13 protein-coding genes are annotated in these 15,085 nt (G+C 58.9%); 7 read left to right on the top strand and 6 right to left on the bottom strand.

The window, feature by feature from the left end; all coding sequences use genetic code 11:
* The first annotated feature begins 27 nt into the window (after positions 1–27).
* From ACQRBV_RS16850 to ACQRBV_RS16825, 6 genes are read left to right on the top strand one after another with little or no spacing between them, the layout of a single operon-like run.
* On the top strand, positions 28–2,067 hold the full coding sequence (locus ACQRBV_RS16850) for a chemotaxis protein CheA (protein WP_411984965.1): 2,040 nt from the start codon (positions 28–30) through the stop codon (positions 2,065–2,067).
* 29 nt (positions 2,068–2,096) lie between these two features.
* Positions 2,097–3,755, top strand: a complete 1,659-nt coding sequence (locus ACQRBV_RS16845; RefSeq protein WP_060755840.1) for a methyl-accepting chemotaxis protein — start codon at positions 2,097–2,099, stop codon at positions 3,753–3,755.
* 36 nt (positions 3,756–3,791) lie between these two features.
* Complete coding sequence (locus tag ACQRBV_RS16840) at positions 3,792–4,331, top strand: chemotaxis protein CheW (protein ID WP_060755841.1); 540 nt, start codon at positions 3,792–3,794, stop codon at positions 4,329–4,331.
* 9 nt (positions 4,332–4,340) lie between these two features.
* Positions 4,341–5,150, top strand: a complete 810-nt coding sequence (locus ACQRBV_RS16835; RefSeq protein ID WP_161550000.1) for a CheR family methyltransferase — start codon at positions 4,341–4,343, stop codon at positions 5,148–5,150.
* On the top strand, positions 5,147–5,650 hold the full coding sequence (cheD, locus tag ACQRBV_RS16830) for a chemoreceptor glutamine deamidase CheD (protein WP_060755843.1): 504 nt from the start codon (positions 5,147–5,149) through the stop codon (positions 5,648–5,650). Before ACQRBV_RS16835 ends, cheD begins: the two co-directional genes overlap by 4 nt.
* Positions 5,643–6,725: a protein-glutamate methylesterase/protein-glutamine glutaminase gene (locus ACQRBV_RS16825; RefSeq protein WP_161550002.1), complete on the top strand. Its 1,083-nt coding sequence runs from the start codon at positions 5,643–5,645 to the stop codon at positions 6,723–6,725. The genes cheD and ACQRBV_RS16825 overlap by 8 nt, the downstream gene beginning before the upstream one ends.
* A gap of 154 nt (positions 6,726–6,879) precedes the next feature.
* Here ACQRBV_RS16825 and ACQRBV_RS16820 read toward each other — a convergent pair whose 3' ends face one another.
* Genes ACQRBV_RS16820 through ACQRBV_RS16810 form a run of 3 tightly spaced genes read right to left on the bottom strand, consistent with a single transcriptional unit; the run spans position 6,880 to position 8,719 of the window.
* Positions 6,880–7,197: a YciI family protein gene (locus tag ACQRBV_RS16820; protein ID WP_244699848.1), complete on the bottom strand. Its 318-nt coding sequence runs from the start codon at positions 7,195–7,197 to the stop codon at positions 6,880–6,882.
* Between the two features lie 26 nt (positions 7,198–7,223).
* Entirely contained in the window at positions 7,224–7,856 is a 633-nt protein-coding gene (locus ACQRBV_RS16815) for an FMN-dependent NADH-azoreductase (protein WP_104994367.1), read from the bottom strand.
* A gap of 41 nt (positions 7,857–7,897) precedes the next feature.
* Positions 7,898–8,719 (bottom strand): alpha/beta fold hydrolase, encoded by an 822-nt coding sequence (locus ACQRBV_RS16810; protein WP_411984964.1) that lies wholly within the window; start codon positions 8,717–8,719, stop codon positions 7,898–7,900.
* Between the two features lie 122 nt (positions 8,720–8,841).
* Between ACQRBV_RS16810 and ACQRBV_RS16805 the strand changes: the two genes are divergently transcribed.
* Positions 8,842–9,846: a GlxA family transcriptional regulator gene (locus ACQRBV_RS16805; RefSeq protein WP_411984963.1), complete on the top strand. Its 1,005-nt coding sequence runs from the start codon at positions 8,842–8,844 to the stop codon at positions 9,844–9,846.
* A gap of 630 nt (positions 9,847–10,476) precedes the next feature.
* Here the strand turns inward: ACQRBV_RS16805 and ACQRBV_RS16800 are convergent.
* From ACQRBV_RS16800 to ACQRBV_RS16790, 3 genes are all read right to left on the bottom strand, one after another.
* Entirely contained in the window at positions 10,477–11,130 is a 654-nt protein-coding gene (locus tag ACQRBV_RS16800) for an RraA family protein (protein WP_060755848.1), read from the bottom strand.
* Between the two features lie 27 nt (positions 11,131–11,157).
* Positions 11,158–12,213, bottom strand: coding sequence for an NAD(P)-dependent oxidoreductase (locus ACQRBV_RS16795; protein WP_411984962.1), 1,056 nt, complete (start codon positions 12,211–12,213; stop codon positions 11,158–11,160).
* A gap of 64 nt (positions 12,214–12,277) precedes the next feature.
* Complete coding sequence (locus ACQRBV_RS16790; RefSeq protein WP_411984961.1) at positions 12,278–14,965, bottom strand: phosphoenolpyruvate carboxylase; 2,688 nt, start codon at positions 14,963–14,965, stop codon at positions 12,278–12,280.
* Positions 14,966–15,085 lie beyond the last annotated feature (120 nt).

Raw genomic sequence — 15,085 nt, 5'->3', positions numbered from 1 at the left:
GTTCAATGAGCGACAAGGAGTGTCCAGGTGAGTATTGATCTCGATCAGGCACAGCAGACCTTTATCGCCGAGGCACGCGAGCTGCTGCAGGTCATGGAGCAATCCCTGCTGCAACTGGAGAGCGAACCCGGTGATGAAGATGCGATCGGTGCAGTGTTTCGCGCCGCCCATACCATCAAAGGCTCCGCCGGATTGTTCGGCCTGGCACCGATTGTCGGTTTCACGCATATCGTCGAAGACGTGCTCGACCGCCTGCGCGATGGCAGCGTAAAGGTGGATGCGGCGTTGATCGCGCTGCTGCTCAAGTGCGGCGACCACATACTTGACCTGATCGAGGCGGTCGACCATCACGGTGGCGCGCTGCAGCCTGCGACGCTGGAACATGGTGAGGTGTTGCGCGAAGCACTGAGCGCCTATCAGCCACTGCAGACGGCAATCGCCGTTGTGGAAAGCGCAGGCCAAGATGACGAGACCCGCGCCGAGGTGCTCTGGCATATTTCCCTGCGCTTCGGCGCAGAGGTGTTCCGCAATGGCATGGACCCGTTGTCCTTCTTGCGCTACCTCGCCACGCTGGGCCAGTTGCTACAGGTCACCCCGCTGACCGAGCGCATTCCGCCCGTGGACGCCTGGGACCCGGAAAGCTGCTACCTGGGCTTTGAAATCGACCTGCGTTCGAATGCCAGCCATGCCACCCTCAATGAAGTGTTCGACTTCGTACGCGATGACTGTGAGGTGCTCATCAGCGCCCTCGACGCGCCAGGCGACAGCAGCACCGCAGCCGGTACCGAGTTGGTCACCCAGACCCTTGCCAGCCCAGTGGCGACGACGCAACAGCGCGTCGCGACGACCAGCGACGTCAAGCCGCGGGATGGCAACTATGTACGGGTCAATGCCGACAAGCTCGATGAACTGATCAACCTGGTCGGCGAGCTGGTCATCGCCAGCGCCGGCTCCAGCCTGTTGGCTCGCTCCTGCAACAACGACCCGCTGGAAGAAGCCGCCTCGACCGTCTCCGGGCTGGTGGAAGAGATCCTCGATGGCGCGCTGCGCCTGCGCATGATCCCCATCGGCGATACCTTCAATCGTTTCCGCCGCGTGGTGCGCGATGTCAGTCAGGAACTGGGCAAGGATATCGACCTGCTCATCAGCGGCGCGGAAACCGAGCTGGACAAGACCGTCGTCGAGAAAATCGGCGACCCGCTGATGCACTTGTTGCGCAATGCGATGGACCATGGCATCGAGAACGCCGAGGCCCGACGTGCCGCCGGTAAATCGACCAAGGGTCACCTGAGCCTGAATGCCTACCACGACTCGGGCAGCATCGTGATCGAAATCGCCGATGATGGCGCCGGACTCAACCGCGAACGTATCCTGGAAAAAGCCCAGGAACGCGGGCTGGTCGCCAGCGGTGCGGTGCTCAGCGACCAGGAAATCTACAACCTGATTTTCGAAGCCGGTTTCTCCACGGCCGAGGCGGTGACCAACCTTTCCGGACGCGGTGTCGGCATGGATGTGGTCAAACGAAATATCACCCTGTTGCGCGGCACCGTCGACCTCGACAGCCGCCCCGGCCAAGGCACCGTGGTGCGCATTCGCCTGCCGCTGACCCTGGCGATCATCAACGGATTCCTGGTCGGTATCGACCATTGCACCTACGTGATTCCGTTGGATATGGTCCAGGAATGCGTCGAGCTGGACGAACTCCAGCGCCAATCCAGCCGCGACCAGGGCTACCTGGATCTGCGCGGCGAGGTGCTGCCGCTGGTGCACCTGCGCGACCACTTCAACCATGAAGGCCCACCGGCCCGCCGCCAGAACGTGGTGGTGGTGCGCTATGCCGAACACAAGGCCGGGCTGGTGGTGGATGACCTGCTCGGCGAGTTCCAGACCGTCATCAAACCCTTGGGCAAGCTGTTCGGTGCGCTGCGCGGCATCAGCGGCTCGACCATTCTGGGCAGCGGCGCGGTGGCCCTGATCCTGGATATACCGGCGTTGCTCAACCAAATCGTACAACAGGAAGCCCGCACACCTCAGGCGCCCTCGTCGCCCACGGTCGGCGTGCGCTGACGCATTCGCAATTCCATGGAGGTTCCCCGATGAAATGGTTCTACGATCTTAAGATTTCCACCAAGTTGATCAGCGCATTCCTGGTGGTCCTGGCGCTCACGGCGGCCATGGGTGGGTTTGCAATCCTCCAGCTCGGTGCCGTCAACCAGGCAGCCCAGGAGATCAAGAGCGATTGGATGCCATCCATGCGCGCCGCAGCCGGCATGCGTTTTTTTGCAGCCAATTATCGCCTGAAGGAAAACCGCCACGTCACTACCGAGATCGCCGAAGAAAAGGCCCAGGCTGATCGCGAAGCCGATGAGACGCTGCAACAGTTCAATACCCGCATGGGCACCTACGAGCAATTGCTGTCGGGCGATGAAGAACGTCAGCTTTTGACCGGTTTGAAAAGTGCCTGGTCCACCTACCTGGCGACCAGCAAGCAGTTACTCGACTTGTCCCGGCAGAACCAGGAAGCCGCTGCGACTACCCTGCTCAGAGGGGAGTCCAGGACGCATTTCGATGAGGTGACCAGCCGCTTGCAGAAAATGGTCGAGTTCAATGAAGCCGGCGCGAGCGAAGCCGGTGACAAGGGCTCGGCGTTGTACGACAGCGCACGCGTGTCGATCATCGCGGTGCTGGTCGCCGCCCTGTTGATCGGCCTGGGCCTGGCGGTGTTCATCGCGCGGATTATTTCGCGTCCGCTGAGGCTCGCCGCGACCGCCGCCGAGCAATTGGCTGAAGGCAACCTCAGCACCCCTATCGCGCCGGGCGGCAAAGATGAAACCGGCATGGTGCTCAATGCCATGCGCAACATGGTCGGCAAACTGGCGACTATCATCGGTGAAGTACGCAACGCTGCCGACAACCTGGCGAGCGCCTCGGAGCAAGTCAGCGCCACCGCACAGTCGATGAGCCAGGCCACCAGTGAACAGGCCGCCAGCGTCGAGGAAACCAGCGCGTCGGTGGAACAGATGAGCGCCAGCATCAATCAGAATACCGAAAACGCCAAGGTCACCGATGGCATGGCCAGCAAGGCGGCCAAGGAAGCCACCGACGGCGGAGAGTCGGTGCAACAAACGGTATTGGCGATGAAGAAAATCGCCCAGCGCATCAGCATCATCGATGACATTGCCTACCAGACCAACCTGCTGGCGCTCAACGCCGCGATTGAAGCTGCCCGGGCCGGCGAGCACGGCAAAGGTTTCGCGGTGGTCGCCGCCGAAGTCCGCAAACTGGCGGAGCGCAGCCAGGTGGCCGCGCAGGAAATCGGCGAACTGTCGTCAAGCAGCGTGGACATGGCGGAAAAGGCCGGAAAACTGCTCGACGAAATGGTCCCTTCGATCAACAAGACCTCCGACCTGGTACAGGAAATCAGTGCCGCGTCCGAAGAGCAGGCGGCCGGCGTGGCGCAGATCAACACAGCCATGACCCAGCTCAACCAGGTGACCCAGCAGAACGCCTCCAGCAGCGAGGAACTGGCGGCGACCGCCGAAGAAATGAGCAGCCAGGCCGAACAGTTGCAACAGGCGATGAGCTTTTTCGTACTCGACGCCACCTCCGGCGCCGCGGTTCAAACCAGCAGTGTGGACAGCCCTGGCAACAAGCCCAGCCGCCAGCCACCCCGCCCGGCACCGCAGCCCGCCCGCAAAGCGTTTGCCTACACGATGGCCAGCGCCCCGGACGAATCGGAATTTACCCGTTTCTGATGCAAGACATCGACGCGGGCTTACAGGGAGAGTGACATGGGTGCAGTGATGACTAACCGTCAGACCGCAGTGGCGGCGGATGAGGATGCGCAATACCTGACCTTCATGCTCGGTGGCGAGATGTTCGCGATCGGCATTCTGGGCATCAAGGAAATCATCGAATACGGCAGCCTGACCGTGGTACCGATGATGCCCGCGTTCGTGCGCGGTGTAATCAACCTACGCGGCGCCGTGGTGCCGGTGGTTGATCTATCGGCGCGTTTCGGCCGGGCGAACTCGCCGATTACGCGCCGCTCCTGCGTAATCATCATCGAAGCGAGTACCGAAGATGGGCAGCCCCAGGACATCGGGTTGTTGGTGGATACGGTATCCGCCGTGCAGGAGATTCCAGCGGCCCAGATAGAACCCCCTCCCAGCTTCGGCGCGCGGATTCGTGCCGACTTCATCGGTGGCATGGCCAAGGTCGAAGGCAAGTTCGTGATTGTGCTGGAGGTGGGCAAAGTCCTTTCTATCGACGAGATGTCCAGCCTGGCCGAAAGCGCGCAGACACCGGCGCTCGACCTTGAGCAGCGTTGAGATACGATCATGGCCGACACTGCTTCGCTCGATGACCGTGAATTCGGTCAATTCCAATCCTGGTTGTACCGTGCGGCCGGCATCAACCTGTCGCCGGCCAAAAAAGCCTTGGTGGCCGGGCGCCTGTTCAAGCGCCTCCAGCATTATGAATTGGAGAGCTACGGGGACTATTTCAAACTGATCATGAACGACCAGCGCAAGGGCGAACTGCAAGTCGCGCTGGACCTGCTGACCACTAACGAAACCTACTTTTTTCGCGAGCCCAAGCACTTTGATTTCCTGCGTCAGCACGTCCTGCCCAAGGCCACACCGGGCAAAGTGTTTCGCGTGTGGAGCGCGGCCAGCTCCTCGGGCGAAGAGCCCTACAGCCTGGCAATGACACTGGCCGAGGCCCTGGGCACTACGCCTTGGGAAGTGATCGGCTCGGACATCAGCACTCAGATGCTGGCCAAGGCGCGTACCGGGCATTACTCGATGGAGCGCGTCGGCACCCTGCCCCAGCCGCTGCTCACCAAATACTGCCTCAAGGGCATCGGCCGCCAGGAAGGCACGTTCCTGATCGACAAGAGCCTGCGCAACCGCGTCAACTTCGTGCAAGTCAACCTGAACGAGCCGCTGCCAGGCCTGGGCGAGTTCGATGTGATCTTCCTGCGCAACGTGATGATTTATTTCGACCAGCAGACCAAGAGCCAAGTCGTCGCACGCTTGTTGCCGCAGCTCAAACCCGGCGGCCATTTCATCATCAGCCACTCGGAAAGCCTCAACGGTGTGAACGACACCTTGAAGCTGGTGGCGCCGTCGATTTACCGCAAGCCATGAAAAAGCCTCTCGGTGCAGCCGAAGTGGTGTTGGCGCCCGGCCAAGTCACTTTTGCGACGCGGCCGACTCGCCTGCGCACCTTGCTCGGTTCCTGCGTGGCGTTCACCTTCTGGCATCCGCAACGGCGGATCGGCGGCATGTGCCATTTCATGCTGCCGGCACGCTTGCGGCATGGTCAGCCCCTGGATGGCAAATACGGCGACGAAGCGCTGGAGCTGCTGATTCGGCATGCGCGCGCCCATGGCACGCGGCCCCAGGACTATCAGGTGAAGGCGTTCGGCGGCGGCGAGATGTTCCCCACGCAGCATCGCCACCTACCGGCGCAAAATGTGGCCGCCCTGAACATCCGCGCCGCGCTGGCGCTTGCCAAACACCATCATTTGCACCTGGCGGCCCAGGACATGGGCAGTACCGGTTATCGCACTATCGTGTTCGACCTGTGGAACGGCAACGTCTGGGTCCGGCATCAACCAATGGGATTACTCAAAAACAATGCCTAACAAAAAAATCAGCGTATTGCTGGTCGATGACTCGGCCGTTGTCCGCCAAGTGCTGCTGGCGATTTTCAATGACACGCCGGATATCCACGTCATAGGCGCCGCCTCCGACCCGATTTTCGCCATGGACAAGCTCGCCCGTGAATGGCCGGATGTGATTGTGCTGGACGTGGAAATGCCGCGCATGGATGGCATCACCTTTCTCAGGAAAATCATGAGCGAGCGCCCGACACCGGTAGTGATCTGCTCGTCACTGACCCAGAAAGGCGCGGAAACCTCCCTGCAGGCTTTATCGGCCGGCGCCGTGGACATCATCACCAAACCCACCACCGGCCTGAAAAATTTCCTGATCGAATCGGGCCCGGAACTGATTGCGGCAATCCGTGCGGCGGCCAACTCCAATGTCAGTAACCTCGGCAAGCGCATCGCCAAGCCGACCCCGGCGCCCACGGTCGCCGGCAAGCTGACCGCGGATGCGATCCTGCCCGCCGCCAACGGCCAGGCCATGGCCCAGACCACTGAACGCATTGTCGCCATCGGCACCTCCACCGGCGGCACCCAGGCGCTGGAGGCCGTGCTGACGGCACTGCCGAGGGTGTGCCCGGGCATGGTGATCGTGCAGCACATGCCGGAAAAGTTCACCGCCTCCTTCGCCGAGCGCCTGAACAGCGTGTGCCAGATCGAAGTGCGTGAAGCGCGCAACAACGACCGTATCCTGCCTGGCCTGGCGTTGATCGCACCCGGCGGCAAGCACCTGATGGTCACACGCAGCGGCGCCTACTATCACACTCAGGTCATCGACGGGCCGCTGGTCAACCGCCATCGGCCATCAGTGGATGTGCTGTTTCGCTCAGTGGCCAAATTCGCCGGCAAGAACGCCACCGGCATCATCATGACCGGCATGGGCGACGACGGCGCCCGCGGCCTCAAGGAAATGCTCGTCGCCGGCGCCGCGACGGTCGCCCAGGACGAGGCCAGCTGCGTGGTATTCGGCATGCCCAAGGAAGCCATCAAACTCAACGCCGCCCAGCGCATCATGGCGTTGCAGGATATTCACCAGGCGATCCTGCATAAGTGAAGTTGGATGTAACTGCCTGGGCGACGGCACATGATGGGTTGACAGGTGCTGGCCTGGTTTTTCTCGGAGTAATAACGGGATTCGTCGGGACCAACACTGGGGCTCGTCCTTTCCGTGGGCTCACTCGCAAACGCCTTATGCGACAAGCACCGCGCTAAATACAGTCTATGGACTTGGCTCCGCTGGCCCAGTGGGCTGCGAAATCGGACGTGCGGACTGCAGGATCACAACCCAGAATGTCGAAAGTTGCCAACCTGTAAACATCGAACGGGTCCTCGGCGATTATTTGTTGAATGTCCGAGTGGCGCTCACCATACGCAAGGATGAAGCCTCCGCTCTCATCGGTGAGAGGGCCGGCAAACAGTATGATTCCGGACTGTATGTATTTGACCAGCCACGCTTTGTGGGCTTCCAAGTGAGCTTGAATTTCCTCAACAGGGCGAAGGTAGGTAAGTTTGATAGCAAACAGCATGAATTCAAGCCTCCAGACTGGGTGAGTTATTGAGCAGGGGCTGACAGGCTTGCAATGACCGCGGGCATTGCAGCTATGGCTTTTTCAACACCCTGGTCTCGTAATTGTTGACCTCTGGAGACGCCTTCGGCGCGGACGAAGTGGATATCACTAATTCCGAGAAAACCAAAAAATGCCCTGAGATAACTTTCTTGGAAATCCATTTTTTGCAGTGGCCCCTCCGAGTAGAAGCCCCCACGAGCCGAAACCACGATGACGCGTTTACCGCCGGACAAGCCTACAGGACCCTGTTCTGTGTATTTAAAGGTTCGTCCGACTTGGGCGATCCTGTCGAGCCAAGCCTTTAGCTGGCTCGATACGTTAAAGTTGTACATCGGAGCGCCGATGACCAGCACATCGCTCGCCAGGAACTCCATGACTAGAGTTTCTGACAGTTGATGCTCCTGCAAAGTGGTCTCCGTAAAATCATTGATCTCGGTTTGTCGGAATCCTGCTGCAATAGGACCGGTGAGATGCTTCAACTCATCATCGACCAGGTCGCGGTACTCCACATGCGTCTCGCGATGGCTATCTTGAAGATGTGCAACGATGGTTGAGGAAAGTCTACGGGTTATGGAGTTGCTGCCCATTATGCTCGAGTCAATATGCAGAATTTTCATGCTTGAGGACCTGCTTGCTGTAGAAAACGTATGAGCACTTTTCATCGTCCGGCTTTTCTGGCGGCTTGATCGATGAACTTGGCTACCGTATCGGGATGAGAAACAAGGGACAGGTGGCTGGATCGGATTGATAAGGTCTGTGCTCCAATCTGTTTCGCGATAGCCAGCTGTACCGCTGGTAAAAGCGCCTTATCGTCAGTTGTCTGCAAGTACCAGCTCGGCTTGTCGTGCCACGCCGCGTGCTGGACCTTGCCGACAAAACAGGCTGCCGCTATAGGCTGTTGAACCGATGCAAGCAACTGCGCTTTTTTCATCGGTAAGTCCGCCGCCATGACTTGATGAAACTGCACGGGATCGTCCAGCCAAACCCAACCCTGCGCATCGGGTGTCAGGCCAGTCATAGGCGCATTCAGTCGCTGCAGAAGGCCCGCTGCTGATTCACCGCTGTCGGGCACTAAAGCGGAAAGATAGGCCAACCCCTTTACATTGGAGGCGTTACCGGCCTGCGTTATAACCGCGCCGGCCCATGAGTGTCCTACCAGCAGCACGTCGCCTTGTTGTCGGCGAAGTACGCGCTGCGTTGCCAAAACGTCATCTTCCAATGAGGTCATCGGGTTCTGTACGGCGGTGACGTGATAGCCCATATCATTCAGCTGCTTGATCACCGGTGTCCAGTTCGAGCCATCGGCAAATGCGCCATGTACCAGCACGATGTTGCGCACAGTGCCATCAGGTAACGCGGCCATGGCCGGGCCACCGGAGAACAACAGCGATAAACCCAGGGCCAAGCCAAGTCGGCTCAGCCAGTTCAGCGTACCGAGGCGTTTTTGTTCGTGAGGCTTCGTGTGGAGCGGCAGGTTCATGTCGGAGCGCCTTTGCAGTTGACTGTGCAAAGTTTAAGTAGGCCCAACGGGAACTGTTAGATAACAAATAAGCCACACTTCATGCAAAACTCGCCAACTTGATTGCCAAAGCAGGATTTGCCATGCGCGTTGCGATTGTTGCTGTGGAAGGTAGCCTGATGTCTGCCATCACTGGGCTGGCTGATCTGTTCTGGATGACCAATCAGGCGCTGAAATCACCACCGCCTGGTTTGGCTTCGGAAATGAGGGCCAAGATCGATGTTGAATTCGAAACGATCATCGTCAGTGCGGATGGTAAGTCGCTAAGGGATCCTCAGGGCAGACTGATTCCCGTTGATGCCGATTTTTATGGCGCGGGGCCTCTTGATGCTGTGCTCGTGACTGGCATGGCCTTGGGGCCGGATAGGTTGCCGCCCACTTCCGACTCCCTCAAACACGCGGCAGCTTGGCTCAAAGTGAATCATCAACAAGGCGTACTGGTCGGTGGGGCGTGCGCGGGTACGTTTGTTCTGGGAGAGTCTGGGTTGCTCGACAACAGACGCTGCACCACGACCTGGTGGCTGCACCATGCTTTCAAACAGCGATTTCCAAAAGCCCAGCCGGTGTGGGGCACTGCGGTGGAGGAGCACGACGGCATCATTACCACTGGAGGACCGTTATCCTGGATTGATCTGGCCCTCTACGTGATTAGGCGCTTGGCCGGTGCCGATGTCGCCAAGTTGACCGCAGATATCTCTGTGACCGACAGCTTGCCTCTGCCTCAACTGGTTTATGCACCCCGAGGTTTTATCAATAGTGCCAATCCGCTGCTTCTGGAAACCGAGCAAATCATTCGTCATGCCAAACCCGGGCTGACGGCTGAAGAGCTGGCCAAAACATTGAATCTAAGTGAGCGGACACTGCATCGGCGACTCAAGAAATTGACCAATGAGTCGCCTAAAGAAATCATTACCCGCGTGAGGATAGAAACGGCCTGCGTCCTCCTTCAGACACCGGGAGCCAGCGTTAAACAAGTGGCCCTCAAGTGTGGCTACAACGAAGATACCTCGTTCCGACGGGCTTTCATTCAACTTACGGGGATGACTCCTGCGGATTACAAGCGCTGGTCTAAAGGGCGTTGCTCCTGAGCCCAAGACTGGAGACGGAGCGGATCAGCAAGATCGGGCAGTTACCGCCGCGTCCGTTCAGCGAACTTGAAGTGAACCGGGAAAACGCTTGCAACTCAGCTACCCGCTAATGGGTAATGCTCAATACGGCACGCATGACTATGGCCATCGCCTTTACATGTCCCATCCAGATACCGGTAGTTCACACGCACCGACTGGCCTTTTTTGGGCCACTCTCGGCGTGGGATCTGGCTTTGGTAATCAGTAGTTTCTGGGATAAACGTGAGGGTCGCCCCCTCTTCCGGGCACTCTGCCGTGGTCGATGTAGGGCTCACCTTCAGGATCTGCGCCTGTAGCTTGGGGTATGGATGTTTCAATACATCAGTAACACGTAACTCCATACTGCAAATTTGCCACGATGCTGCTTGTACTGGTTGGCACAACATGAAGACAGGAAAAGCAAATAACGCGTAGCGACTTGCATGATTGCCCATTATTGATACTGCCTCGAATATTGATATTCAGGACACTATCAGATTTGAACTCATCGAATCATGGAACGATCAATCTCCTTATGCACATCCAGCCAAGTCGTTGCTCGAGCCGGCATCAACTGAAGCCGCACCCGCTGCGGCTCCTGCCCCGGGCCAGTCAGCGGCGCGGCGTCTGCAAGGCGTGGTAGCCGTAATCGGCGCGAGCTTTGTGTAAAGGAACGCCCGCCTCGATAGCCGCACGAATATGCTCTTCGGCCTGGTGGATTTCTTCGGCAACCTCCAGCACTTGGCTCAGTGAGCCGGCCGGAATCACTACCAAGCCGTCACCATCTCCGCGCAACCAATCATCTGGTTGTACCCGCACGCCACCCAGCGTCACGGGCGCCTGGATCGCTTCGACACGCACGCGATCCTTGCCGGTGCGCATCCAGTTACCCCGGGAAAATATCGGGTAGTCAAGTTCCAACGCACGGTCGACATCGCGGCAGATACCGTCAATCACCGTCCCGGCCAGCTGCTTGCGGGCGGCAGTAGAGGTCAGCAAATCGCCCCACACGGTGGTGTCGAGCCGCGCCTGGTTGTCGATCACTACCACCTGGCCGGCCTCAAGGTCGTCGATGTAGTCACCCACCGAGCCGCCGTCCAGGCCAATAGGGCCGTAGCGCAGGGTCCAGGCTTTGCCTGTGAGGGTGAACGACCGGTCCAGAGGCATGATGTCGGTGCACTGGCAAACGATTTTCAGGCGGTCCATTGCATCGCTGAGGTCGGTGCAACTCAGGGCGTTGAGACGGGTAAAAATAGAGGTCTGCATGATGTAGCCTTCCTTGTGTCCGGTAGGTTAACGCACGATGGCGGCGGCACTGAATGCATGGATCTTGTCGACGATCTGACGGGACGCCACCCTGATTGCCGTGGTGGTATTGCCGGCGATATGCGGCGTCAGTTGCGCGTTGGGAATGTCGGTCAGTGGCGAGTCGAACCGGTCTTTTTCCAGGGAAAAGGTATCGATGGCGACCGCCTTGATGTGCCTGGGAAACTGGCGCATGAAGGCTGCCAGCTGGTGTTCGTCGACGATCCCGCCGCGAGCGGTATTGATGAGGATTGAACCTTGGCGCATCTGCCCGAACTCGGCGGTGCCGAACAAGCCGCGGGTCAGCGTGGTGAGCGGCACGTGGATCGAGACGATGTGCGAATCAGCCAGTAACTGCGCAAGGCTTGCTCGTCGCTCAAGCTCAAGGCTGCGCGCTACCGGTTCGGTAAAACGCTCGGACCCGGTAGCGATCACCTTGATGCCCAGCGCCGCCGCCTTACGTGCCACCTGCCGGGCAATGCTTCCGGTGCCCACCAGCCCAAGCGTGAGTTCGGCGTATTCGGAGGTAGGTGCCAAGGTGCCTTTTGCCCAATGGCCGTTGTGCGTTTCGGCGTTGTAATAATCCAGATCACGAGATAGAAACAGCGCCTGGGCCAGGACGTACTCGGCAACAGCGACCGCGTTGGAGCCTGGCGTGTTGAGTATCGTAACGCCGCACTGCTCGCATTCGAGCCGATCAATATGGTTAACCCCGGCGCCGGCCTGGGCAATGGCGCGCAGTGGCGTGGCCAACGCGGGCGAACTGGCGGCACGGATCAGGCTGGCACCGAGGGGGATGTTCAGACGCGTCTTGAACACGCTGTACCCCCTGGCTCGACTCACGGCGGCAATAAAGGCAGGCTCGTCGTGACAGTCGATCTCGGCATATTCAATACGCGTAGTGTAGTGCTGCCGGATGCGCTCTTTATCCGCGAAATAGTGCAGGTTGAGAGTGACGTTCAGGCCCAGCTCAAGAAAGCGATCGACTTCCTCAAACAGCAATGGCGGGCCGGGGGCATCGAGTATCAGGATAGTAAATGCCATACAGTTGATCCTCTTGGAGGGTAGCGCCTGCCGATACCCAGGCTGCCCTGGGTATCGGGGCTAATCACCAGTTGAAATGGTGGGCGCTGGTGGGATCGACCAGACCTGCATCGGTACTCACGGCCGCGAGGAACCCGCTGTAAAAATCATTCAGCGATGAGGACTGGATGAACGCGGGATTGCTTTTGGCGTAGATAAGAAACAACCGATAGATTCTCAGGTTCTTTTCCTTGCGGTAGACCTCTGCCTTGAGGCTAGGCCACAAGTTGAGCAAGCTGCTTTCCTTGATTTTCCAAGGATCCGCCGGCTCGGTGCCGGTGGTGGCCTTGTACACGAAGCGCTTACCTTCAATCACTTCCAGGTGCAGGCTGGCCAGCAGTTGTTCAGCCGTGCCGATGGCTTCGGTCTTCAAGGCTTCAGCCAGCGCCAGGATGTGGGCTTTCTCCGGGTTGCTGCCGGTCAAGGTCAGCCAGGCGCATTTCAGGTCGGTTCGCGCAATGGCATAGGCCATGCCTTTGACGTAGGTGTGAAAGCTCTCATCCTCGTTGAAGGCCTTCGACAAGTGCGTTACCGGCTCTTGCGCAAACTGCCCGACGCCGATCAGTTCGCTGTGCAACCCACCGGCCAGCAAGGCGCGGGTCCAGGGAATCGCACGAATGGCATCGGGTCGCGACTCGAACACCTTGATGTTGAAGATCCGAGAAGGCGGTCGGGTGCCCTTGGCGGTGGCCCTGACCACGTCAAATCGCGCCAGGTCACGCAGCAGAGAGGGCAACGCCGGATGCTCGAAGAACGTCGCCTGGTAGCGGCGCACCACTTCCCCCCAACGTTGAATCCTCCCGGCAATGACCTCTTCGGACGGTTTCGGCTGGGGCTCGGCGTGCATACGGTACAACTGGCTGAGAAAGTTGACGGACTGATTGCGGGTCAGCAGATGAGCGCGCATCTCCGCACACCCGGCCAGCATAAAGCGGGTTTCCGGCCCCTCCAACGCGCCGAATTCCTGCAAGGTCTCTGCAATCACTCCATTACACCGCGCGTGTTCCCCCCCCATGATGACGTGGACGACCACCTCGATACCGTAGCGGGCCGCGATCAACTTGTGCTGGTTAGCAATCGCCATATTCAGTTTGTGCATGGCCTTGCCGCCTTGCTTGCCCGTGTCGCTGGGGCCAAACGTGATGTATTGGCGGTTGCCGCGTGCTGCCAGATGCCGGCGGTACACCGGGTTTTCGTACACCTCATGCACCGTGGCAAGCGTGCGCTCGGCACCTGCCAGGTCTTCGGGTTGCAGGGCGATGTCTATACCGTCCCGCACCTGGGCCGCCTTCATCAGGAACAACACCTCCAGCGCGCTAAGGGCCGAAGTGTACTCGGCGATCCCGTGGATTTTCATGCGGTCGCGGTAACGGTCAATCATTTCAAACCGCTCGAGCGCGTTGCGCGCATCGTGCATACGGATATAACTCGGGTCCTGCTCCATCAGCGCAATGTAGTCCTGACCGGCGTATTGCTGAGCTTTCTTGGTGTAAATCGATGTGGTGCGTTGCAGATACCCTTGCCACAGGGCAGCCGGAGCCTGAGCCTCCTCGCCTTCCAGCGCAACCTCAAGCGCGGCCTGGCGCGCGCGCTCATCCAGCTCGTGATAGTGCCGGCCCTGGCCCAGGCCGATGGTTTCCAGCCATTGACTGGAAAGAATCTCATCGACCACGCTACTGAACATCTCGGCGTTTTCACGAAACTCGATATCCAGGTAGTGAAAGCCAAACGCATGCACCCGCAGCAGCAGGCGGTCGATGGCAACCGGCTGGGTAAAACGGATGCTGCCCAGTGCCTCGATCAGCTCGGCGGGCTGTTCGAAACGCTCGGGGTGATCCTTGCCCAGACGTGCACGAATATCTTCCAGGCGATGCTGTGCACCGCCGTCCTTTATCAGGCTGTCAATATCAGCGATGTAGCGGTTGCGCAGCGCGGTTTCCAAGGCCACAACCAGCGTTTCGGTGTGCTGGTTGGTGTCATAGGGGCGACCATCCTTGTCGCCATATAACCAGGTAAACAAGGTCAGCCATTTTTCCCGCGGCGCCAGGCCCAGGGCGTGATGTACGTCGGGCAACGCGTCATACACACTGTCGGCGTAAAAAATCTGCGACTCGATATCAGTGCCATTACTGCCCGACCATACGGCGTTGTACAACTCCAGCAGAAGCTGCGCAGTGACTTGGGGCTTTTTGAGGCCACGGTCTTCAACGTGTTGTGCCAGTTTCTGCAAGACCAGCACGACAGAATGCTTGAGTTGGTCGGTCTCTTTGCACAGCAGCCCCAGGCTGATATTTACCCCGGACGGCGCTGCAATCAACTGCGAGTCGAGCGTGAGTAACTGACGGGGCAGGCTGGCTTGCGAAGCAATCTGGGTCGCCACACTCCTGACCGACAATTCGAACAGCAGTTGCTTGATCAGCAACAACTTCCAGAACGCCTCGACGTCTTTGCTGGAGCGGGACTCGAAGAATGCCTTACCCAAAGCAGCCGCCAATTTCGAATCAGCCTTGTCCAGATACGACAGCGTATCGATTTCGGCGTAGATCCTCAGGCAGGCTCGGGTGTGCGGGGTCTGGGAAGCGTCGTCCGTGTTTGCCTTGAGTGCGTGCTCAAGTGCTCGCCATAGAACGTCATGCAGTAAAGCGGGGTTGGTATGGCCGAGTGACGGGCGAGTTGACGCATTTTCCAGTATGGAGTTGATCACATGATTCATGGGTTCGAGCCTCGATAATTATACAAATCCCTTGTTTCGCATTGCGCCGAACAGACACACGCAAAATCATCACTGTCCCAGGCTCAACCCACTGCGCCGCAACGAACGGAACTCACCTGT

This window comes from Pseudomonas sp. R11F (genome assembly GCF_050312575.1).
Taxonomy (GTDB): Bacteria; Pseudomonadota; Gammaproteobacteria; order Pseudomonadales; family Pseudomonadaceae; genus Aquipseudomonas; species Aquipseudomonas palleroniana.
This window is presented reverse-complemented; position numbering and strand designations above follow the sequence as displayed.

What these genes read in the sequence shown, in the direction of transcription:
- ACQRBV_RS16845 (WP_060755840.1), top strand. Translation starts at nt 2,097, where the DNA reads ATGAAATGGTTCTACGATCTTAAGATTTCCACCAAGTTGATCAGCGCA.
- ACQRBV_RS16840 (WP_060755841.1), top strand. Translation starts at nt 3,792, where the DNA reads ATGGGTGCAGTGATGACTAACCGTCAGACCGCAGTGGCGGCGGATGAG.
- ACQRBV_RS16835 (WP_161550000.1), top strand. Translation starts at nt 4,341, where the DNA reads ATGGCCGACACTGCTTCGCTCGATGACCGTGAATTCGGTCAATTCCAA.
- cheD (WP_060755843.1), top strand. Translation starts at nt 5,147, where the DNA reads ATGAAAAAGCCTCTCGGTGCAGCCGAAGTGGTGTTGGCGCCCGGCCAA.
- ACQRBV_RS16825 (WP_161550002.1), top strand. Translation starts at nt 5,643, where the DNA reads ATGCCTAACAAAAAAATCAGCGTATTGCTGGTCGATGACTCGGCCGTT.
- ACQRBV_RS16820 (WP_244699848.1), bottom strand. Translation starts at nt 7,197, where the DNA reads ATGCTGTTTGCTATCAAACTTACCTACCTTCGCCCTGTTGAGGAAATT.
- ACQRBV_RS16815 (WP_104994367.1), bottom strand. Translation starts at nt 7,856, where the DNA reads ATGAAAATTCTGCATATTGACTCGAGCATAATGGGCAGCAACTCCATA.
- ACQRBV_RS16810 (WP_411984964.1), bottom strand. Translation starts at nt 8,719, where the DNA reads ATGAACCTGCCGCTCCACACGAAGCCTCACGAACAAAAACGCCTCGGT.
- ACQRBV_RS16805 (WP_411984963.1), top strand. Translation starts at nt 8,842, where the DNA reads ATGCGCGTTGCGATTGTTGCTGTGGAAGGTAGCCTGATGTCTGCCATC.
- ACQRBV_RS16800 (WP_060755848.1), bottom strand. Translation starts at nt 11,130, where the DNA reads ATGCAGACCTCTATTTTTACCCGTCTCAACGCCCTGAGTTGCACCGAC.
- ACQRBV_RS16795 (WP_411984962.1), bottom strand. Translation starts at nt 12,213, where the DNA reads ATGGCATTTACTATCCTGATACTCGATGCCCCCGGCCCGCCATTGCTG.
- ACQRBV_RS16790 (WP_411984961.1), bottom strand. Translation starts at nt 14,965, where the DNA reads ATGAATCATGTGATCAACTCCATACTGGAAAATGCGTCAACTCGCCCG.